The following is a 19,822-nucleotide window of genomic DNA, read 5'->3' as shown; positions in this document are numbered from 1 at the left end:
TGGATGCCTCACCTTCCGTTGCTGGTCGGATGGCCGGTCCCGCGCCGGGCGGGGAAAGCCGCGGAGCCCGCGGCTACGCCGCGTCGCCGAAGCCGTCGTACGCGATGCCCAGCTGGTCGCAGACCGCGCGCAGGTCGGCGACGTAGTCGCCGGGGACCGCGTGGATGTGGTTGCTGCCGAAGCGGGTCAGGAACTCCTCCGCCGTGGGGCTCAGCCGCGCGAAGGCGTGCGGCCACTCCCAGGTGGTGGCGCGCATCATCCGCTCGTTGGTCTCCGCGTCGTACTGCTCCAGGTCGCCGCGCATCACGTGCATCCGGTACTCGCCGCGCAGCCGCGTCAGCCGGGCGAAGGTCATCGCGCCGGGAGCCGCCAGGTGCTGGACGGAGGCGCCGCCGGCCGGGAAGTAGAAGACCTCCGGGAGGAAGCTGACGTGCCGCATGTTCTCCGCGGGGTCGTCCGAGCGGGCCGCGTACCAGGTGGCGTGCTGGCCGGAGTTGCACAGGTCCCAGACCTGCTTGTCGCTGTCGTAGTGCCGGATGTCGGCGAAGAGCACGGGGTCGCCGGAGAGCAGCTTGAGGAGCTGCATCGTCATCGCCGCGTCCATGTCCGCCTCGGTGGAGGTGACATGGGTCTCCTTGGGGCCCTCCCAGTCGTACGGGTCGTTCAGGAACGCCTCGGCGACGTCCATCGTGGCGAAGTTCGCGGTCAGCTCCGGCTGGCCCTTGATGCCGGAGAAGTCGAGGTTCCACTCCTCGATCAGCTCGCGCATCGCGTAGTACGAGCGGATCTGCCGCTCCAGCAGCTCGGGGGTGAGCCGGTCGCCGTCGTAGTGGACGCCGGCCGCGTGCCGCTCGATCCAGCTGCGGGCGTTCTTCACCCGCGCCGCGTCGGCGTTCTCACTGCGCCGCACGATCTCCCACTGGTCGATCTCCTCTACGTCGACGCCGAAGACCTTCATCCACTGGTCGGTGTTGGCGGTGGCGGTGTACATGCCCATGGGCCGGCCGCCGATCCGGCCGAAGGTGGAGCCGCGCAGCTGCTGGACGGCGGCGCCCGCGCGGACGTGGGTGAGGATCCGGTCCCGTACCGCGGGATCCGCCAGGTCGCCCCAGGCGCGGGCGTGCACGCGGCCGATCTGGTCGAGGCCGCCGGCGCCGGCGAGGAGGCCGACCATGCCGGGGAACTGCGGGTCGAGGTTGGCGACCATCAGGATCGGCCCCGGCGTGGCCTCGGCGGCCAGCATCGTGAAGTGCGGGAACGTCCACACGGAGTGGTGGAAGATCGTCACGTCCACGTGCCGCTCGGCCAGCCAGCGGGCCTGCGAGGTGGCGAGGACGTTGGACTCCACGTGCTCGGGCGCGACGATCACCTCGTGCCCGGCGTCGCCGAGCATGGCCGCCAGCTCGCGCGCGGCGCGGGAGACGTGGTCGCGTACGTCCCGCTGGACGTAGTCCCGGCCGTCGGAGATGGACAGCAGACCGATGCGTGCCATGTGGCTGGCCTCCAATTGCGTGCGGTTGTGATGCGTGGTGGCGGTGCTGCGGTACGTCCGCCGGGTACGGCAGGTCGCGTACGGCGGGCGGCGGCGCGTTACTTGAGGCCGGAGGTCTTGATGGACTCGACCATCTGGCGCTGGAAGAAGAGGAAGAGCATCAGCATCGGGATCACCGCGACCACGGCGGCGGCGAGGATGTAGTTCCAGTTCGAGCCGTACTGGGTGGTGAAGGACGCGATGCCGACCTGGGTGACGGTCAGGTTCTCGCTGCTGGTGGCGACCAGCGGCCAGGCGAAGGCGTTCCAGTTGGCGAGGAAGAAGAACACCGACAGCGCGGAGAGGATGGGCCGGGACAGCGGCAGGATGATGCTCCGGTAGATCCGCCAGTAGCCGGCGCCGTCGGCGATCGCCGCCTCCTCCAGCTCCCGCGGGATGCCGAGGTAGAACTGCCGCAGGAGGAAGATGCCGAAGGCGTTGAAGATCGCCGGGATGATGAGGGCCGCGTAGCTGTCGAGCATGCCCATCTCGCGGACCACGATGAACAGCGGGATGAGGATCACCGGCGGGGTGATCAGCAGCGTGGAGAAGATGACGACGAAGATGCCGTCGCGGCCGGGGAAGCGCAGGCGGGCCAGGGCGTAGGCGGCCATCGAGTGGAAGAACAGCGCGAGGACCGTGATGATCGCGGCCGTGAAGAAGCTGTTCCACAGCCAGCGGTCGAAGGCCACCTCGGTGAGGACGTAGCGGAAGTTCTCCCAGGTGACGTCGTCGGGGAGCAGCTTGCCGTCGGTGACGGCCTCGCGCGGCTTGAGCGCCGAGGTGATCAGCCACAGGACCGGGAAGATGCTCAGCACCGACACCACGATGGCCAGCACCGTGAGCCCGGCGCGGGCGCGGCGGCGGCCGGGGCCGCGCAGCGGGGTGGGGCGGGCGGCGGGGCCGCCGCCGGCCAGGGTGTCGCTACTCATCGTCGAACCTCCCGCCCTTGGTCGCCTTGAAGATCAGCCAGGACAGGGCGACCATCACGAGCACCAGGAAGGAGCCCAGGGCCGCGGCGTAGCCGTACTCGCCGAAGACGAACGCCTGTTGGTAGATGTAGAACATCGCCACGGCGGTGCCGTTGGCGGGACCGCCGTCGGTCAGCACGAAGATGAGGTCGAAGGTGCCGGTGATCGCGGCGACCGTGCTGACGATGAGGACGAAGAAGCTGGTGGGCTTCAGCAGCGGCCAGGTGATCCGCCGGAACGAGGTCCAGGGGCCGGCGCCGTCGATCCTCGCTGCCTCGTACAGCTCCCGGGGGATCTCGTTGAGACCCGCCAGGAAAATGATCATGTAGTAGCCCATGTAGTACCAGACCGTGACCGCGATCACCGCGTACAGCGCGAGGCCGGGGTCGCCGAGCCAGGAGCGGGCGCCCAGGCCCAGCTCGCCGCCGGCCTTGTTCACCACGCCGGTCTGGTCGTCGAGCATGAACTTCCACAGCAGGCCGACGACGACCAGGCTCAGCATGTGGGGCAGGAAGAGCGCGGTGCGGTACACCGACATGCCGGGCAGCATCTGCTTCATCAGCACGCCGAGGCTGAGGCTGACCACGAACAGCGTCGGCACCATGAGGACGACGTACTTCGCGGTGACCCCCATCGAGGACCAGAAGTACGGGTCGTTGACCATGCGTTCGTAGTTGCCGACGCCGATCCACTCGTACGAGCCGAAGCCCGAGACCTGGAAGAAGCTCAGCAGGAACGACAGCAGCATCGGCAGGACGACGAAGAGCGCCAGGCCGAGGCCGTCTGGCAGCAGGAACAGCGCGGCGGCCAGCCGCTCCCGGCCCTTGCGGCCGAGCCGCCGGCGGCCCGCGGGGGCGGCCTGCGCGGCGGCGGCGCCGGGGGCGCGCGCCTGTTGTGTGGCGATACTCGTCATATCAGGCTCGCCCCCTGGTAGCTCTTCAAGAAGGCGTCGATCGTCTGGGCCGCGCGGTCGGCCTCGCCGTCCACGCCCTTGCCGGCGAGCATGGTGGCCTGGATGGCGTCCGAGATCGCCTTGTAGACGATCGGCGGGTAGCGGGGCTCGGCGCGGCCGCCGGGGAAGATGTCCTCCTTGAACGTCTTCATCGCCCAGGAGTCGTAGCCGCCGCGCTCGGCGCCGCGCTCCAGCGCGGAGGTGCGCGGGGAGATGTCAGACTTCACGCCCGTGCACCACTCGACGGTGCGGTCGATGGACTCGTCCGACATCCCGCCGAGGGCCCAGCCGCAGAACTCGGCGGCGGCGTCGGGGTTGGCGCCCTGGGTGCTGGCGCAGAACGACCAGCCGCCGAGGGTGGTGGTGTACTCGCCGCCGGGCGGTACGGGCAGCTTGAAGACCCCGTATTCGTGGTCGGGGGCGCCGGCCTTGAACGCCTGGACCTCCCAGATGCCGATCTGCCACATGCCGGCCAGGTCGGAGGTGAAGGCCGTGATGCGGTCGTCGGCGGCCGGGAGCGTACGGGGCGCGATGCCGGCCTCGACCGCGTCCTGCCAGAGGGCGAGGGCCTGGCGGGCGCCCTTGGAGTCGAAGGCGACGTTGCCGGCCTTGTCGACGACCTCGCCGCCGCCCTGCCACATCCAGCAGTACCAGGTGAAGTTCTGGTAGTAGCCGGGGTCGGTGTGGAAGACGAGGCCGGCGGCACCGGTCTTGCTGCGGATCTTGTCGCCGGTGTCGAGGAGCTGGTCCCAGGTGGTGGGGATGTCGGCCTCGGAGAGGCCGGCCTTCTCCCAGACGGGGACGTTGTAGAACATGGCCAGCGGCTCGACCTCCATGGGCAGGGCGTAGACCTTGCCGTCCACGGTGCGGCTGGTGAGGCTGGTGCCGTAGTCCTCGACGACGCCGTCGTCGAGGTGGGGGGTGAGGTCGGCGAGGATGCCGCCGTTGTAGTAGCGGGTGAAGTCGCCGGGGCTGAGCAGGAAGATGTCGGGCCCGGCGCCGGCGGCGAAGGCGGTGACCATCTTCGAGCCCTGGTAGCTGACGCCGGGGACGAAGTACGGCTCGATCTTGACGTCGTGGGTGTCGTTCCAGCCCTTGATGAGCTGGTCGAACCACTTCGACTGGGCGACCATCGCGGGGTCGGACGCCTTCGGGTCGTAGAAGTGCCAGAACTTCAGCGTGCCGCCGTCGGCGCTCGCGGACCCGCCGCAGCCGCTGAGCAGCGGGGTGGCGGCGGCCGCCGTCGCGGCGGCGGCGCCCGCGGTGCCGCCGAGGAAGCGGCGGCGCGAGGGGGCGCCCCGGGCGGGGACGGCGCCGTTGCCGTGCTGGAGCATGTCGTGCCCCTGTCTGTCGGATGGGTGCGGTACGAGGGGTGGGCTCAGTCGGGGGCGTCGACTTCGAGGTCGAGCAGGCCGGGGGTCGCGGGGAGGGCTGCGCTCGACGGCGCGTCCAGGTAGAACAGGGAGGTCGAGGCGATGTCGTCGCGGTTCTTGCGGTAGCGGTGCTTGAGGCCGTTGCCCTGGCCGGCGCCGATGCCGAGGCACTGCACGGTCACGCGGAGGTCTTCTTGGAAGCGGACGGGGTCCAGGACGTGCCAGCGGTACATCCCGAACCGCTGCTGGCTGGCGTAGAGGCCGTCGGGCCGGAGGATCTGGTTCAGGCCCAGATACGGCGTGGTGTACGCGGTGTAGCCGTGCGGCTTGACGTCGAAGTTCCAGGCGCCGCCGAAGTAGTCCTCGGTGCCGGTGCCGCAGATCGTGGGCCAGTCCTCGTCGCCGTCGAGGTAGAACTTCAGCTCGCCCTCGCCCCACCAGCCGGGGCTGTTGGTGCCCCAGGCGAGGTACGTGCCGACGTACTGGCCGGCGCCGGTGACGCCGTCGAGGAGGGTGTGGACCGACGACTCGTCGACGGGGTTGCTGCGGCGCCACTGGGCGTGGAAGTAGGAGGCGTCGGCGGGGACGTCGGCCAGCTCGTAGTCGATCTGGTAGTAGAGCGTCATCTGCTCGGGGCTGAGGTTCTCCAGCGTGACGCGGGCGCGGCGGCGGAAGGGCATCGGCCAGTAGGCGTTGAAGCCGCCGTTGGGGGCGACGGTCACGGGCACCGAGGAGACGGGGCTGAAGACGCTCCAGCCGTTGCAGAAGAAGTCCCCGAGGGGCACCTCGACGGCGGGGGTCTGCTCGCCGTCCCAGTAGACGCGCAGCAGGGTCTGCCGCCAGGCGGCGTGCGGGGCGGTGGTGCACCAGAGGTGGCGTATGGTGCCCGGCCCGTCGATCTCGGCGAGCACGGCGGTCTCGCCGGCGGGGATGTCGATGCTCGGGGAGACCTTCCACCCCTGGCCGAGCCGGCTGGCGGCCCGGGCGCCGGTGCCCTCGGTGGCGGCGCCGCCGGCGCCCTTGGCGCCGGTGGGGTTCTCCGCGCTGATCGAGCGGGTGCGGGCGGGGGTCGTACGGGCGAGGTCATCCAGGCCGAACGTGGTGCTCATGGACGCTCCGTCGTGAAATCGTTTTCGTGCAGGAGTGGCGAAGGGTCATCCCAAGTGCGCGCGCAACAACTGAGCGGACTCCGGTGATGTGGGACACCCCCACCGGAAATCCCTTGAAATCCATTTCACGCGAACGTAGAGTTCACGCCAGACGGTGTCAAGAGGTCCGTACGAGACCGCGGAAAACACCGTCCGCGCCGACCCGTCCACGCACCCCGACCGGATCCCGGGGCCGCACCGCGGGCCGCACCGCGGGGCGGCCGGATGTCCGTGTCCGATGTCCCGCCGCGGCCCGACCGGGCCCCGGACTGGCGGAGAATGGGCGGCAGGGCACCGGACGCGCGGCCGACTCCCGCGCCTGCGTGAGAGGTTCAGGTAGCGGACAAAGTGACGACCATCAACGATGTGGCGCGCGCCGCAGGGGTCTCGCCGGCCACGGTCTCCCGGGTCTTCAACGGGGGCCGGGTCACCGCCGAGCGCGCCGAGCGCGTCCGCAAGACCGCGGCGGAGCTGGGCTTCTCGCCGAACCGCGTGGCGCGGTCGCTGCGGATGCAGCGGGCGAGCGTCATAGGGCTGATCATCCCGGACATCGAGAACCCCTTCTTCACGTCGCTCGCGCGCGGCGTGGAGGACGCGGCCCAGCAGACGAACCTGTCGGTGGTGCTGTGCAACACCGACGAGGACGTCGACAAGGAACGGCGCTACCTGGAGATCGCGGCGGCCGAGCAGATGGCGGGCGTGATCGTGGCCGCCGCGTCGCGGAACCGCACCGACCTGTCGGTGCTGGAGGGCCGCGGGATGCCGGTGGTCGCGGTGGACCGGCGCCCGCGGGGCGCGTCCGTGGACGCGGTGATGGTCGACAACCAGCACGGCGGCGAGGAGGCCACCGCGCACCTGCTGCGCAGCGGCTACCGCCGGATCGCGTGCATCGCGGGCCCGGAGGGCGCGTCCACGTCCGACGACCGCCTCGCGGGCTACCGCGCGGTGATGCGCGACCACCTCCGGGAGACGGACGGGGGCGCGCTGCCGCCGGAGTACGTGCGGCACGCGGACTTCCGCGTCGAGGGCGGCCGGTCGGCGATGCGGGACCTGCTGGCGCTGCCGGCGCCGCCGGACGCGGTGTTCGTGGCGAACAACCTGATGACGGTGGGCGCGCTGCAGGCGCTCAGAGAGGCGGGCACGGAGCCGCCGCGGACGGGGGTCCTGTCGTTCGGCGACGTCCCGTGGGCGTCTCTGGTCCGCCCGCCGCTGTCGACGGTGCAGCTGCCGTCGTACGACCTGGGGTGGACGGCGGCGGGGCTGCTGCAGGAGCGGATCGCGGGGACGGAGCGGCCGCTGCAGACGGTGGTGCTGCGCACGGCACTGCAGGTGAGGGAGTCGACATCGGGACCGGGGGCGCAGGGGGGCGCCGCGCGTGACTGAGAATGCTATCGTTATTGATAGCACTTGAGGGAGGTGGTCCTTGATGTCGTCCATCATCGTCCGCGGGCTCGACGAGTCCGTCAAGCAGCAGCTCGCCACGCAGGCGAAAGAACACGGACGCTCCATGGAGGCCGAGGTCCGGGACATCCTGACGAAGGCCGCGCGCAGGCCCCACATCGGCTTGGCGCTCATGCAGGCGGCTCAGGATGCGGGAGGTGTCGACGATCTCCCGATCCCCGAGCGAAGCGATGTCGCGCGAGCGGTGGACTTCGAGTGATCGTTCTCGACACCAACGTCATCTCGGAGATCTTCCGACCGCAGCCCGACGCGAGCGTCGTCGCGTGGCTCGAGTCGCTCACCGGCGACGTCGCCATCACCGCGGTGACGCTCGCGGAGCTACTGGCCGGCGTGCACCGCCTCCCCGACGGCCGACGCAAAAAGGCGTTGTCCGCGCGCATCGCGACCGCCGTCGAGCCCTACCGGGATGACCGTTCAGTGCTGCCTTTCGACGCTGGTGCCGCCGAGCGTTACGCGGACATCCTCGTCGCACGAGAGGCGGCAGGGCTGCCGATCAGCACGGCCGATGCGCAGATCGCGTCGATCTGCCTGGCGCATGACGCCACCTGCGCGACGCGAAACCTCAAGGACTTCGCGTACACCGGTGTCGAACTGCTCGACCCGTGGCAACAGCAGCCGTGACCAGGTAGACGATCGAGGTCGCCGCGGACGCGCGCAGACGCCGCCGCGAGCCTCGACCGGCTCAGGCGACCACCGGCCCGGCGTCCAGCAGCGTCCGCCACTCCGCCACCGACTCCGGCGACACCGGCCCCGACCAGCCCTCCGGGCGGACCGCGCCGCCGACGTGGAAGGCGTCCAGGCCCGCCGCGCGGAGGCGGGGGACGTGGGACGCGGTGAGGCCGCCGCCGGCCATGATGCGCGCCTCGTAGCCGGGTTGGCCGGCGGCCGCACGGGCGGCCTCGTCGACGAGCACCCCCAGCCCGTCCGCGACGCCCTTCGCCGAACCCGCCGTCAGATACGTGTCCAGCCCCGGCAGCCCCGCGAGCTGCTTGCGCAGCGTGTCCCGGTCCGCCGCCCGGTCGATCGCCCGGTGGAACGTCCACCGGCACCCGCCCCCCACGGCCTCCAGCAGCCGCCCGACCGCCGCCAGGTCAGGACCGCCGGCCTCGTCCAGGAAGCCGAGGACGAACTCCTCCGCCCCCTCGGCCCGCAGCGCCCGCGCCCGCGCCGCCAGCGCCTCCGCGTCGCCCGCCGCGAAGCCGTCCTCGGCGCGCAGCATGACGCGTACGGGGATCTCCACCGCGGCCCGTACGGCGGCGACGGTCTCGCGCGACGGGGTGAGTCCGTCCGCGGCCATGTCCGTGACCAACTCCAGACGGTCGGCACCGCCCGCCTCCGCGGCGGCGGCGTCGGCGGCGTTCAGGGCGATGACCTCAAGCAGCATTGGTCTAGACATGAAGCACAGCCTGCCATATCGCGCAGAATGGTGACCATGCCAGCCCCCGGAGACAACCAGCCCGCAACATCGGCGCCCGAGCCCGCCGGCCCCCCACTCCTCGACCGCTGGACGGTCCTCCTCGTCCGCTGCCAGTCCGGCACCGCGCCCCCCGACCCCGTACCGTACGGGATGAACCTGCTGGAACGGTGGGGTGAGCCGCAGCGGCGCTACCACACCGCCGCGCATCTGACGGCCGTCCTCGACCGCACCGACGAGCTGGCCGACCACGCCGACGACCCCGACGCCGTACGCCTCGCGGCCTGGTTCCACGACGCCGTCTACCGGCCGGAGCGGAGCGAGAACGAGGAGCGCAGTGCGCGACTCGCGCAAGTCGCCCTGACGGAGGCGGGAGTTGAGGCCGGGCGCGTCGAGGAGGTGGCGCGGCTCGTACGGCTCACGGTGACCCACGACCCGCACGCGGGGGACCGCAACGGCGAGGTGCTGTGCGACGCGGACCTCGCGGTGCTGGCGGGCACGCCGGCGGAGTACGCGGCGTACGCGGCGGCGGTACGGGAGGAGTACGGCTTCGTCCCGGACGACGCGTTCCGGGAGGGCCGGGCGGCGGTGCTACGACAACTGCTGGGTCTGCCGCGGCTGTTCCGTACGGAGACGGGCTACGCCCGCTGGGAGGAGACGGCACGGCACAACGTGGGGACGGAGCTGGAGCTGCTGGCGGTGTAGGCCCGCGGGCGGGATATCAGAAGACCTGGACCGCCACCCCCGGGATGTCCAGGGTGCTGACTGGCATGCCATCGGGGGTGCGACAGGCGTGGAGAGTCACCCTTCTGAGGCTGCTGAACCGCGTGAAGGTCTGACGGTCGGGCAATACGACGCAGTTGTAAAGCGACAAGTCCGTCAACGACGGAGGGACGCTGTTCACCCCTGCAAGCCACACGTGGCCGTCGAGATTGTAGAGGTCCAACTTTCGAAGACTAGTCATGCCCTCCAGTTCGTCGAAGCCCCGAAGCTTGCACCAGCAGGATCCCACGAGCATCAGGTGTTGCACGCCTGTGAGGGTGGTGAACGGGCCAAGGCCCGTCTCCCCCGCTTCGAAGAGCTTAATGCCCCGTAGCTTGCGAATTTCTCGCAATATGTCCAGGTCCAGGGCCTCGGAGGCGGGGAGCCCCAGCCACTCCAGGCGAGAGAGGTCCGCGAGGGCCGATACCTCGCGGAGAGACATTGTGCCGTGCAATGAGAGATGTCTCAGGTGTGGATGGCCGCGGAGGACCGACAGGTCGGCTACTCCAGCCAACCGGGTCATCCACAACTCCCGGAGAGGCAGGAGATCGACGACGAACGTGAGGTCGGGCTGGGGGCAGGCGACAACGAGATCTGTCAGGGCACCCAAGCGGCGCGCTGCATGGAGCTGACCAGAATGATTGATCAACACAATGCGTTTTGCCAACGGCAGTCGGCAGAGAACCCGGTCGACATAGACGTCCGCGTCGAAGTAGTCCCAGGCACGGATGAGTTCGTAGACGACATACCAGCGCTCGTCCCCTACGTACCCCTCCAGCAAGTGCAGGGCTCTCTCGCCCCCGATCAACGCCGCTGTTCGTACCGTCTGCGCCGCGGCCTTTTCCGTCAGCTCCTCAAGTGACGACGGCAGCCAGCGCAGCAGGGTCGGTCCGACCGCCGCCAGCGCGGGCGGATCCGTCTTCCGCCTAGCCGGAAGCAGTTTGATCACGGCCTCGTCCAGCCTGGCTGCCAGTCCCTCCGACGCCATCGGCAGCGTCTCCTGGCACGCCGCCGCCAGCAGTCGCAGCGTGCGGGCGTGCCGGGGCTCCTCCCCCGCGCGGTTCAGGATGCCGTCGAGCAACTCCTCCCGCTGCCGCGCGTTCGCGTGGCCCGCGGTCATGATGATCGTCTCTCGCCAGAGGTCCAGATGCGCCCGCTCCACCAGGTTGCCGATGCGGTCCTCCTCAGCCGCCTCCTCGGCGGCGAGGTACTCCTGGAAAGTCCGGTGGACGAAGTCGATCCGGTCCTCCGCGGGAGACCGGAGGACGCCGGAGCGCTGCCGGAGCTGGGCCAGCACCTGGGTGCCGTCCAGCACGTCCAGGTGCCGCATCCCCCGCAGCTTCGCCGTGACGTACCCGGCGGCCCTGTCGGCGTCGATCTCCGTCCTGTTGTTGTCGGACAGCCGCCAGGCCAGGTCCCTCAGTATCAGGAGCTTGTCGCCGAGGCTCAGCTCGCTGTCCGCCGCGCTCGGCACCCTCCGGTCCGCGTCGCGGTCGTGGACGAGGGTGTGCAGCGCGTTGCGGTACAGCTCCATCCGGTCCTGCGGCAGATGGCGGCCCCTGTTGAGGTGCATCGCGCAGAGCATCGCCGCCAGCAGCGGGGTGCTCGCCAGGGACTGCAGGTGCGCGCGGTCCTTGAGGCTGGTGAGGAGGGACTGTTCGTACTGCGGGATGTCGTCCACCGCGCAGGGCAGTTCGCCGCCCAGCTCGCGCACGGCCTGGTGCCACTGGCGTACGAAGGCCGCCAGGTCGGGCGGCGTCATGCGGTCCAGGTGGAGCGCGGTGAAGTCCTCGCGGCGGAGCCAGTCGGCGCCGGCCGCGGCAGGGCGGGAGGTGACGACGACCCGGACGTCCTCGTACTGGCCGAGGAGCCTGCGCAGCCAGTCGCGCACCTCCTGGCGTTCGCGGTGGAGCAGTTCGTCCACGCCGTCGATCAGGAGCAGCACGTTGCCCGCGTCGAGCCGGCGCTCGACCCACCCCCGCGGCATGACCCCGGTGATCGGCCCGGCGACCCCGTCGAGCATCGCCTCCGGGTTCGGCGGCTTGCGGCCGGCGTAGTCGCGGAGCTTGACGAGGACCGGCGTGAGACCGTTCCACTCCGCGAGTTCCTCGGTGAAGCCGCCGCGCGCCGCCGTGATCGCCAGCCAGCGCAGCAGCGTCGTCTTGCCGGAGCCGGCCTCACCCCGCAGCAGCACGCGGGAGGCGCCCCGCAGCGCCGCCTCGACGCGCATACCGGAGGATTCGGGCCCGTCCTCCTCCCAGTCGCTCATGTCGGGTCTGAGCCGGGGCAGCGTCCGGATGCTGCGCCGCCGCCCGGCGTCGCCCCCGGTCGTGCGGAGGCTGACGTACGCGACCGACAGCCGCACGCGCTGCGGGCCCGCCTGGTCGGACGTGCCGCGGAAGAGCTCCACCTCGTCGAGCTGCCGGCTGACCAGCTCCAGGTACGTACGGCGGAAGTCGGTGTCCAGGTCCGAGCCATCCGGCGCGAACAGCGAGCGGTCCGGCAGGCGTTCCAGGATCCGGGCGACCTCGGCGCCCAGCGTGGACGTACGCGCCAGCAGCTCGGCGGCGGCGCGCTCCTCGAAGACGGGCAGGCTGCGCACGATGCGTACGTAGTACGCGACGCACTCGGCGAACAGCGTCTCGTACAGCCGCGTCTCCGTCTCGCCGAGTCCCGTCGGCGGGCGTACGGAGGCGGTGATGCGGCGGACCAGCTCGGCGGGCCGGGCGTCGGCGGCGAGGACGGCGTCGTCGGAGAGGTCCGCGCGGGCGAAGGTGTCGGCGACGGCGTCGATGACGGCCTGCCGGCCGCCGGGCTCCAGGCGGTCGAAGGCATGGGTCAGATACGGGTCCAGGCGGTCGTACACCGCGTTGGTGATCTGCTCGAACTGCTGCCTGACCTCGCGCTGGAGGCGCACGCCCGGGACCCGCACGCGGATCAGGTCCGCCATCTCCAACTGGCGTTCCTGATCGCGCTGCTTGCCGCGGAGCCACAGCTTCCCCGCGGCGTTCGCGACGATCGTGCCGAGCCGTAATGCCGCCGTCTCCGCAAGCATGCGCGCCCCTCCCCTGTCCTGGCTGCCAGACAACCACACGGGAGTGACACTCCGTGGCTACCCCGTCGCTTTCACCGCACCCTCCGCCGCCGGCTCGCCGCCGCGTGCCACCAGCCTCGTCCGCCGCGCCGCCGACCTGCCCGCGACCACCGTCATCGCCACCGCGCCCACCGCCAGCACGGCGCCGGTCCACGCGGTGGCCGCGTACCCGAGGCCGGCGCTGATGACGAGGCCGCCGAGCCACGGGCCCACGGTGTTGCCGATGTTGAACGAGGACGTGGCGGTCGCGCCGGCGAGGCCCTGGGCGGCGCCGGCGACGTCGAAGATCCGGGCGTTGAGCGCGGGCGCGGTGGTGAAGGCGGTGGCGCCGAGGAGGATGGACAGGGTCACGATCGCCACCGGGTACTCGGCGAGCAGCGCGCACGCCACCAGCACGGCGGCGGTCGCGGACAGTCCGACGTACATGGTGCCGAACCGGTACCGGTCCGCCATCCGCCCGCCGACAAGCGTGCCGAGGAACGCCCCGGCGCCGAAGAGCGCCAGCACGGTCGGTACCCAGCCGTCGCCGAGGCCGGCGACATCGGTGAGGAGGGGCGCGAGGTAGGAGAAGAAGGAGAACGTCGCACCCGCGAAGAGGGCGATCGTGGCCATGGCCAGCCACACCTGGCCGTCGCGGTAGATGCGCAACTCCTCGCGGAGCCGCGGCGGCTCGGTGTCTCCCGGCGTGCCACCGGGTACGAGCGCCACGACCCCGACGAGGGCGACGACGGTCATCAGCGTCACGGCCCAGAACGCGGACCGCCAGCCGAAGTGCTGCCCGAGCAGCGCCCCGCCGGGCACCCCGGCGACGTTCGCGACGCTGAGCCCGCCGACCATGATCGCCATGGCGCGGGCGCGGGCGCCGGTCGGAACGGTCGCGATGGCAACGGCGGCGCCGACGGCCCAGAACCCGGCGCAGGCGAGGGCGCTGACGATGCGGGTGGCGAAGAGGACACCGTAGGAGGTGGAGACCGCCCCCACGATGTGCCCGGCGCCGAAGACGACGAGCAGCCCGACGAGGGTGGTGCGGCGGGGAAGGCGGAGGGTGGCGGCGGCGAGGGTCGGCGCGCCGACGACCATGCCGACCGCGAACGCGGAGATGAGGAGCCCGGCGCGGGGTATGGAGACGTCGAGGTCGTCGGCTATCTCGGGGAGGAGGCCGGAGAGCATGAACTCCGACGTCCCGAGGGCGAAGACGGCGACGCCGAGGACGTACACGGCGACGGGGAGGCGGGCTCCGGCCCGGGGAGCGGTCGGGGACATGACGAGGCAAACACCAAGGCGGGAGGGGAACATTCCTACGACCGCCACGGTACGGGGAGAACCCGCAGGTCGAAAAGAGTGTTCCCCGCACCCGCGGGGCCCTCTACCCGCTCACCCCGTCCCCGTCCTCCTCACCCGCCGGCGCAGCCCTCCGTCCACCAGCCGCCGCAGCAGTTCCTTCGAGCCCACCTCCACGGCCCCGCGCGCCACCGCGTCCTCGTACCGCCCCGACGGGATGTCGTAGTGGTCCCCGTCGAACGCCCTCCTCGGCACCCCCATCGACTCCGCGAAGGCGTGCAACTCGTCGTACGAGACGTCGCTCACCAGGTGCGACCACATCCGCCCGTGGCCCGGCCACGTCGGCGGGTCCACGTAGATCGTCACGCCGCACCGCCCGGGCCGCCCGCACCGCCCGCACCGCCGGATCCGCCCCTGACGCCCGTACCCAGGCTGCCCACCTGAGCCACCACCGCGCCCGTCCGGCCGCAGACCCACCGCGGGTCCGGGCCCAGCTCCGGTTCGATGTCCAGCGCGTGCGGGCCCGCCGAGTCGACGTCGTCGCAGACGGGGCAGAGCGGCCACCTGCCGTACTTCTCCAGCAGCGCGTCCTGGACGTCCTGGGCCACCAGGCCGTCCAGATACGCCACGCCCTCCGGCCACTGCTCCACCCACCAGCGGCGGTGTACCACCGCGTCCTCGACGAAGGTGACCACGTCCGGTTCGGCCACGTCGGCGGCGCTGAGGTCGGCGAGGATCAGCGCGCGGGCGCGGTGCAGCGCCTGCTCCAGCCCTTGGTGCTCCATACATTCATTCTCCCGCAACGGCGCCGGCGAGGCCGGTCGCGCGGCCGTTCCGGCGGGCGCGGGACCCCGCTCCGGGGTTTTCCACAGGGCCGACGCGGGGGGTTGACTCGCGCTCTCCCGCGAAAATATCTTTCGTGTGTGAGCTACAGCGTGAAGGAAACTTTCACTCCTGACACCCCGACCGGACCCGCGCCGCCCGCGCCCGCCGCCCTCGCGGCCAAGGTGCGCACGGTCGCGCCGTCCATGACGCGCTCCATGCAGCGCGTCGCCGAGGCCGTCGCCGGAGACCCGGCCGGCTGTGCCGCGCTCACCGTCACGGGCCTCGCGGAGCGCACCGGCACGTCGGAGGCCACCGTCGTGCGGACGGCGCGGCTGCTCGGCTATCCCGGTTATCGCGACCTCCGGCTGGCCCTCGCCGCCGCGGCGGCCCAGCAGGAGGCCGGGCGGGCGCCGTCGGTCACCGCCGACATAGCGGTGGACGACTCGATGGCCGACGTCATCGCCAAGCTCGCGCGCGACGAGCAGCAGGCGCTGGCGGACACCGCGGCCGGTCTCGACCCCGTGCAGTTGGAGGCGGCGATCGCCGCCATGGCCACCGCCCGGCGCATCGACGTGTACGGGATCGGTGCCTCCAACCTCGTGGGGCAGGACCTGGTCCAGAAGCTGCTGCGGATCGGCGTCGTGGCGCACGCCTCGCCCGACCCGCACCTGGCCGTGACCAACGCCGTCCAACTGCGCGCGGGCGACGTGGCCATCGCCATCACGCACTCGGGCCGCACGGTCGACGTCATAGAGCCGCTGCGGGTCGCGTTCGACCACGGGGCGACGACGGTGGCCATCACCGGCCGCCCGGACGGCCCCGTCGCGTCGTACGCGGACCACATACTCACCACGTCCACGGGTCGCGAGAGCGAGCTGCGGCCGGCGGCCATGTCCAGCAGGACGGGCCAGCTGCTGGTCGTGGACTGCCTGTTCATAGGCGTGGCCCAGCGGACGTACGAGCGTGCCGCCCCGGCGCTCGCCGCCTCGTACGAGGCACTGGCCCACCGGCACAGTCCGCTCCGCCCGCGGTCCTGACGCCGACCGGCGACACCAGACGACGACCGATGCACCGGCGACCCGCCCTCCGACCAGGTGCGGCCACGCCCACGGCACCGGTTTGCCCGAGGACGCCCCCGTGGGCGTCCGACGGCCGGCACCCCACCGCACCGCCGTACGACGCCGGCGCCGCCCGGTGGTCCGGCGCGCCCCGCGCGCCGGACGCCCGCGACGGCAGTCCGACCGCCGGCGACCGCACCACGCAAGCCGCCGTGACCGACCCACCTCCGCGTGCGCGCACCGCCCACCGCGCGCCACGCACCGCATGGAAAGAGCCGCTCCGACATGCCCTCTCCCTCAGCCGAAATCCGCCGGGAGCTGGAAAACCTGACCACCGAGGCGTTCCGTCCTGAGCTGGCAGAGATCGACCGTCTCTCCAGCCTGGAGATCGCCAGAATCATGAACGAGGAGGACAGCGGGGTACCGGGCGCGGTCGCCACACAGCTGCCGCAGATCGCCGCCGCCATCGACGCCACCGCCGAGCGCATGGCCCGCGGCGGCCGGCTGTTCTATCTGGGCGCCGGCACCGCCGGCCGGCTCGGGGTGCTGGACGCCAGCGAGTGCCCGCCGACGTTCAACACCGACCCGTCGCAGGTCGTCGGCATGATCGCCGGTGGCGACAGGGCGCTGCGCACCTCCACGGAGGGCGCGGAGGACAGCAAGGAGCTGGCCGCGGCCGACCTGGCGGCGGCGGACCTGGGGCCCGACGACACGGTCGTCGGCATCTCCGCCTCCGGCCGCACGCCGTACGCCGTGGGCGCGGTGACGTTCGCGCGCGGCCGGGGGGCGCTGACCATCGGGCTGTCGTGCAACGCCGGTTCGCCGCTGGGCGCGGCCGCGCAGCACGCCATCGAGGTCGTCGTGGGCCCCGAGCTGATCGCGGGGTCGACGCGGCTGAAGGCGGGCACGGCGCAGAAGCTCGTGCTCAACATGCTGTCGACGATCACGATGATCCGGCTCGGCAAGACGTACGGGAACCTGATGGTCGACGTGCGCGCCTCGAACGAGAAGCTGCAGGCCCGTTCGCGGCGCATCGTCGCGCTGGCGACGGGCGCGGGCGACGAGGAGGTGGAGGCCGCCCTCGCCGAGACCCACGGCGAGGTGAAGAACGCGATCCTCACCATCCTCGGCGGCGTCGACGGCTCCACGGCGGAGCGCCTGCTCGACGCCTCGCACGGTCATCTGCGGGTGGCGCTGAAGTCCGCGACCGACGTGAGCTGACCCCGGCCCGCCGGCCCGTCCGGCGGACGGAGTCCACACCGGGCGGCCGGCACGTACGGCGGGGGCCGGCGTACGCACGTACGGAGGGGAAGTCGGCGTCCCCACGTACGGAGGGGAGCCCGCCTCCGTACGTACGAAGGGGAAGCCCGCCTCCGACCGCGGCCGGTGCCGCCTGCGGTCCGTACCCCGGCGTCCGCCCCACGCGTGCTCTTCCGGCCGCCGCCCCGACGCGCCCGAGGGCGGCACCCCCTGCGGGGTACCGCCCTCGGTTCGTCAGCCGTCCGGCGTGCGTCCGCGTGCGACGCGGAGGTCCGGACCCGGCAACCCTGGATCAGAAGTCCATGTCGCCGCCGGGCATACCGCCCCCGGCCGCGGCCTTCTCCTTCTCCGGCTTGTCGGCGACGACGGCCTCGGTGGTGAGGAAGAGGCCCGCGATGGACGCCGCGTTCTGCAGCGCGGAGCGGGTCACCTTCGCCGGGTCGAGGATGCCCTCGGCGATCATGTCGACGTACTCACCGCTGGCGGCGTTGAGCCCGTGACCGGCGGTCAGGTTGCGCACCTTCTCCACCACGACGCCGCCCTCGAGGCCGGCGTTGACCGCGATCTGCTTCAGCGGGGCCTCCAGGGCCAGCTTCACCGCGGAGGCACCGGTGGCCTCGTCGCCCTGGAGCTCCAGCTTCTCGAAGACGTGGCCGGCCTGCAGCAGCGCCACGCCACCGCCGGCGACGATGCCCTCCTCGACGGCCGCCTTCGCGTTGCGAACGGCGTCCTCGATGCGGTGCTTGCGCTCCTTCAGCTCGACCTCGGTCGCGGCACCGGCCTTGATGACGGCCACGCCGCCGGCCAGCTTGGCGAGCCGCTCCTGCAGCTTCTCGCGGTCGTAGTCGGAGTCGCTGTTGTCGATCTCGGCGCGGATCTGGTTGACCCGGCCCTGGACCTGCTCGCTGTCGCCGGAGCCGTCGACGATGGTGGTCTCGTCCTTGGTGATGACCACCTTGCGGGCGCGGCCCAGCAGGTCGAGGGTGGCGCTCTCCAGCTTGAGGCCGACCTCCTCGGAGATGACCTGGCCACCGGTGAGGATGGCGATGTCGCCGAGCATGGCCTTGCGGCGGTCGCCGAAGCCCGGGGCCTTGACGGCGACGGACTTGAAGGTGCCGCGGATCTTGTTCACCACGAGGGTGGACAGGGCCTCGCCCTCGACGTCCTCGGCGATGATCAGCAGCGGCTTGCCCGACTGCATGACCTTCTCCAGGAGCGGCAGCAGGTCCTTGACCGCGCTGATCTTGGAGTTGGCGATGAGGATGTACGGGTCCTCGAGCTCCGCCTCCATGCGCTCCATGTCGGTGGCGAAGTAGGCGGAGATGTAGCCCTTGTCGAAGCGCATGCCCTCGGTGAGCTCAAGCTCCAGCCCGAAGGTCTGCGACTCCTCGACGGTGATGACGCCTTCCTTGCCGACCTTGTCCATGGCCTCGGCGATCAGCTCGCCGATCTGGGTGTCGCCGGCGGAGATGGAGGCGGTGGAGGCGATCTGCTCCTTGGTCTCCACGTCCTTGGCCTGCTCCAGCAGGGCGGCGGAGACGGCCTCGGTGGCCTTCTCGATGCCGCGCTTCAGCGCCATCGGGTTGGCGCCGGCGGCCACGTTCCGCAGGCCCTCCTTGACCAGGGCCTGGGCGAGGACGGTCGCGGTCGTCGTGCCGTCACCGGCGACGTCGTCCGTCTTCTTCGCGACCTCCTTGACCAGCTCGGCACCGATCTTCTCGTACGGGTCCTCGAGCTCGATCTCCTTGGCGATGGAGACACCGTCGTTCGTGATCGTGGGGGCGCCCCACTTCTTCTCGAGGACGACGTTCCGGCCCTTGGGGCCGAGGGTGACGCGGACGGCGTCGGCGAGCTGGTTCATGCCGCGCTCAAGGCCGCGCCGCGCCTCCTCGTCGAACGCGATGGTCTTGGCCATTGTGTTGAGTCCTCCCGGACAGGGGGGTCGTCTGTGTCCGGACCGCGCTGGCGCCCGCGACGGACGGTCCGCGACCCGTGTGGTTCCCTCCCACCCGGCGTACGGACCTCACCGAACCGGTCCCGTTCTGTCACTCTCACGGGGAGAGTGCTAACGCCAATGATTAGCACTCGCCCCCTGCGAGTGCAAGCGGGTACGGGCTTCTCATGCGCAGAGCGGAACCGGACCGCGGCACCCCGCCCCAAGTCGCGGGGAGACGCGGACAGCAGAGGGCCCGCACCCCGGGGGGTGCGGGCCCGTCGCGAGTCGTCCGTGGTCGATGCCCGGCGCTCAGCCGCTGACGCGGACCATGTCTGCCTGCGGCCCCTTCTGGCCCTGCGAGATCTCGAACTCGACCCGCTGGCCTTCCTCGAGGGTGCGGTATCCGTCCATCTGAATCGCGCTGTAGTGGACGAAGACATCCGCACCACCGTCGACCGCGATGAAGCCGTACCCCTTCTCCGCGTTGAACCACTTGACGGTGCCCTGAGCCATTCCAAACTCCCCTATTGCTGGCCCTTACACAGGACCGCACTCCGCGGACCCGGGTCAGACCTCACCCCCGGATACACGCCGGGGCGTGCGCCGGAACGCGTCGACCGCGGCTGAATGTATCCGCACAGATGCCCAGTGCAACAGGTCAGTCGGACGAGAATTCTGCGGACACTCGATCGGTATATTTCCGATCAATTTCCGCCATTCCCTGACAACTCGGGCAGGGCATAACTCACCATCACG

The 19,822-nt window shown here is 71.3% G+C and carries 18 protein-coding genes; 6 read left to right on the top strand and 12 right to left on the bottom strand.

Translation table 11 applies throughout. The features are described from left to right. Positions 1 to 73: 73 nt before the first annotated feature. The 5 genes from LG396_RS22250 to LG396_RS22230 form a co-directional block, all read right to left on the bottom strand. Positions 74 to 1,492 (bottom strand): L-fucose/L-arabinose isomerase family protein, encoded by a 1,419-nt coding sequence (locus tag LG396_RS22250; protein WP_018839720.1) that lies wholly within the window; start codon positions 1,490 to 1,492, stop codon positions 74 to 76. A gap of 98 nt (positions 1,493 to 1,590) precedes the next feature. Further along, positions 1,591 to 2,463 carry a carbohydrate ABC transporter permease gene (locus LG396_RS22245; protein ID WP_037744017.1) on the bottom strand — a complete coding sequence of 291 codons (873 nt, stop codon included), beginning with the start codon at positions 2,461 to 2,463 and terminating at the stop codon, positions 1,591 to 1,593. Continuing rightward, the gene (locus LG396_RS22240; protein WP_225796107.1) at positions 2,456 to 3,415 is read right to left on the bottom strand and encodes a carbohydrate ABC transporter permease; all 960 of its coding nucleotides are present in this window, start codon (positions 3,413 to 3,415) and stop codon (positions 2,456 to 2,458) included. The genes LG396_RS22245 and LG396_RS22240 overlap by 8 nt, the downstream gene beginning before the upstream one ends. Further along, the gene (locus LG396_RS22235; RefSeq protein ID WP_225796106.1) at positions 3,412 to 4,788 is read right to left on the bottom strand and encodes an ABC transporter substrate-binding protein; all 1,377 of its coding nucleotides are present in this window, start codon (positions 4,786 to 4,788) and stop codon (positions 3,412 to 3,414) included. The genes LG396_RS22240 and LG396_RS22235 overlap by 4 nt, the downstream gene beginning before the upstream one ends. Before the next feature lie 44 nt (positions 4,789 to 4,832). Beyond that, the gene (locus LG396_RS22230; RefSeq protein ID WP_225796105.1) at positions 4,833 to 5,936 is read right to left on the bottom strand and encodes a glycoside hydrolase family 172 protein; all 1,104 of its coding nucleotides are present in this window, start codon (positions 5,934 to 5,936) and stop codon (positions 4,833 to 4,835) included. Between the two features lie 387 nt (positions 5,937 to 6,323). On the opposite strand from LG396_RS22230, the gene LG396_RS22225 reads away from it, so the two are divergent. From LG396_RS22225 to LG396_RS22215, 3 genes are read left to right on the top strand one after another with little or no spacing between them, the layout of a single operon-like run. Continuing rightward, positions 6,324 to 7,358, top strand: coding sequence for a LacI family DNA-binding transcriptional regulator (locus LG396_RS22225; protein ID WP_225796104.1), 1,035 nt, complete (start codon positions 6,324 to 6,326; stop codon positions 7,356 to 7,358). 43 nt (positions 7,359 to 7,401) lie between these two features. Continuing rightward, positions 7,402 to 7,635 (top strand): FitA-like ribbon-helix-helix domain-containing protein, encoded by a 234-nt coding sequence (locus LG396_RS22220; RefSeq protein ID WP_225796103.1) that lies wholly within the window; start codon positions 7,402 to 7,404, stop codon positions 7,633 to 7,635. After that, positions 7,632 to 8,057 (top strand): type II toxin-antitoxin system VapC family toxin, encoded by a 426-nt coding sequence (locus LG396_RS22215; RefSeq protein ID WP_225796102.1) that lies wholly within the window; start codon positions 7,632 to 7,634, stop codon positions 8,055 to 8,057. The genes LG396_RS22220 and LG396_RS22215 overlap by 4 nt, the downstream gene beginning before the upstream one ends. A gap of 61 nt (positions 8,058 to 8,118) precedes the next feature. On the opposite strand, the gene LG396_RS22210 is transcribed toward LG396_RS22215, so the two are convergent. Beyond that, positions 8,119 to 8,832: a copper homeostasis protein CutC gene (locus LG396_RS22210; protein WP_225796101.1), complete on the bottom strand. Its 714-nt coding sequence runs from the start codon at positions 8,830 to 8,832 to the stop codon at positions 8,119 to 8,121. Positions 8,833 to 8,859: 27 nt separating this feature from the next. Between LG396_RS22210 and LG396_RS22205 the strand changes: the two genes are divergently transcribed. After that, complete coding sequence (locus LG396_RS22205) at positions 8,860 to 9,555, top strand: HD domain-containing protein (RefSeq protein ID WP_372483546.1); 696 nt, start codon at positions 8,860 to 8,862, stop codon at positions 9,553 to 9,555. A 16-nt stretch (positions 9,556 to 9,571) separates the two neighbouring features. On the opposite strand, the gene LG396_RS22200 is transcribed toward LG396_RS22205, so the two are convergent. The 4 genes from LG396_RS22200 to LG396_RS22185 all read right to left on the bottom strand — a co-directional run bounded on the left by LG396_RS22200 (position 9,572) and on the right by LG396_RS22185 (position 14,772). After that, entirely contained in the window at positions 9,572 to 12,667 is a 3,096-nt protein-coding gene (locus LG396_RS22200) for an NACHT domain-containing protein (RefSeq protein WP_225796099.1), read from the bottom strand. A gap of 57 nt (positions 12,668 to 12,724) precedes the next feature. Beyond that, positions 12,725 to 13,969 carry a Cmx/CmrA family chloramphenicol efflux MFS transporter gene (locus LG396_RS22195; RefSeq protein ID WP_225796098.1) on the bottom strand — a complete coding sequence of 415 codons (1,245 nt, stop codon included), beginning with the start codon at positions 13,967 to 13,969 and terminating at the stop codon, positions 12,725 to 12,727. 111 nt (positions 13,970 to 14,080) lie between these two features. Continuing rightward, entirely contained in the window at positions 14,081 to 14,353 is a 273-nt protein-coding gene (locus LG396_RS22190) for a DUF4031 domain-containing protein (protein WP_018839734.1), read from the bottom strand. Continuing rightward, entirely contained in the window at positions 14,350 to 14,772 is a 423-nt protein-coding gene (locus LG396_RS22185; RefSeq protein WP_225796097.1) for a DUF8819 family protein, read from the bottom strand. The genes LG396_RS22190 and LG396_RS22185 overlap by 4 nt, the downstream gene beginning before the upstream one ends. A 138-nt stretch (positions 14,773 to 14,910) precedes the next feature. Here LG396_RS22185 and LG396_RS22180 point away from each other — a divergent pair, with 138 nt between their 5' ends. Beyond that, positions 14,911 to 15,849, top strand: a complete 939-nt coding sequence (locus tag LG396_RS22180; protein ID WP_018839736.1) for a MurR/RpiR family transcriptional regulator — start codon at positions 14,911 to 14,913, stop codon at positions 15,847 to 15,849. Between the two features lie 306 nt (positions 15,850 to 16,155). Beyond that, entirely contained in the window at positions 16,156 to 17,091 is a 936-nt protein-coding gene (gene murQ, locus LG396_RS22175; RefSeq protein WP_027743690.1) for an N-acetylmuramic acid 6-phosphate etherase, read from the top strand. Positions 17,092 to 17,422: 331 nt separating this feature from the next. Here murQ and groL read toward each other — a convergent pair whose 3' ends face one another. Both groL and LG396_RS22165 read right to left on the bottom strand, forming a co-directional pair. Then, positions 17,423 to 19,045: a chaperonin GroEL gene (gene groL, locus LG396_RS22170; RefSeq protein WP_018839738.1), complete on the bottom strand. Its 1,623-nt coding sequence runs from the start codon at positions 19,043 to 19,045 to the stop codon at positions 17,423 to 17,425. Between the two features lie 330 nt (positions 19,046 to 19,375). After that, complete coding sequence (locus LG396_RS22165) at positions 19,376 to 19,579, bottom strand: cold-shock protein (RefSeq protein ID WP_018839739.1); 204 nt, start codon at positions 19,577 to 19,579, stop codon at positions 19,376 to 19,378. Positions 19,580 to 19,822 lie beyond the last annotated feature (243 nt).

The organism is Streptomyces aculeolatus (assembly GCF_020400605.1).
GTDB lineage: Bacteria > Actinomycetota > Actinomycetes > Streptomycetales > Streptomycetaceae > Streptomyces > Streptomyces aculeolatus.
The sequence above is the reverse complement of the archived record's forward strand: the minus strand, read 5'-3'. Positions and strand labels throughout refer to the sequence as shown.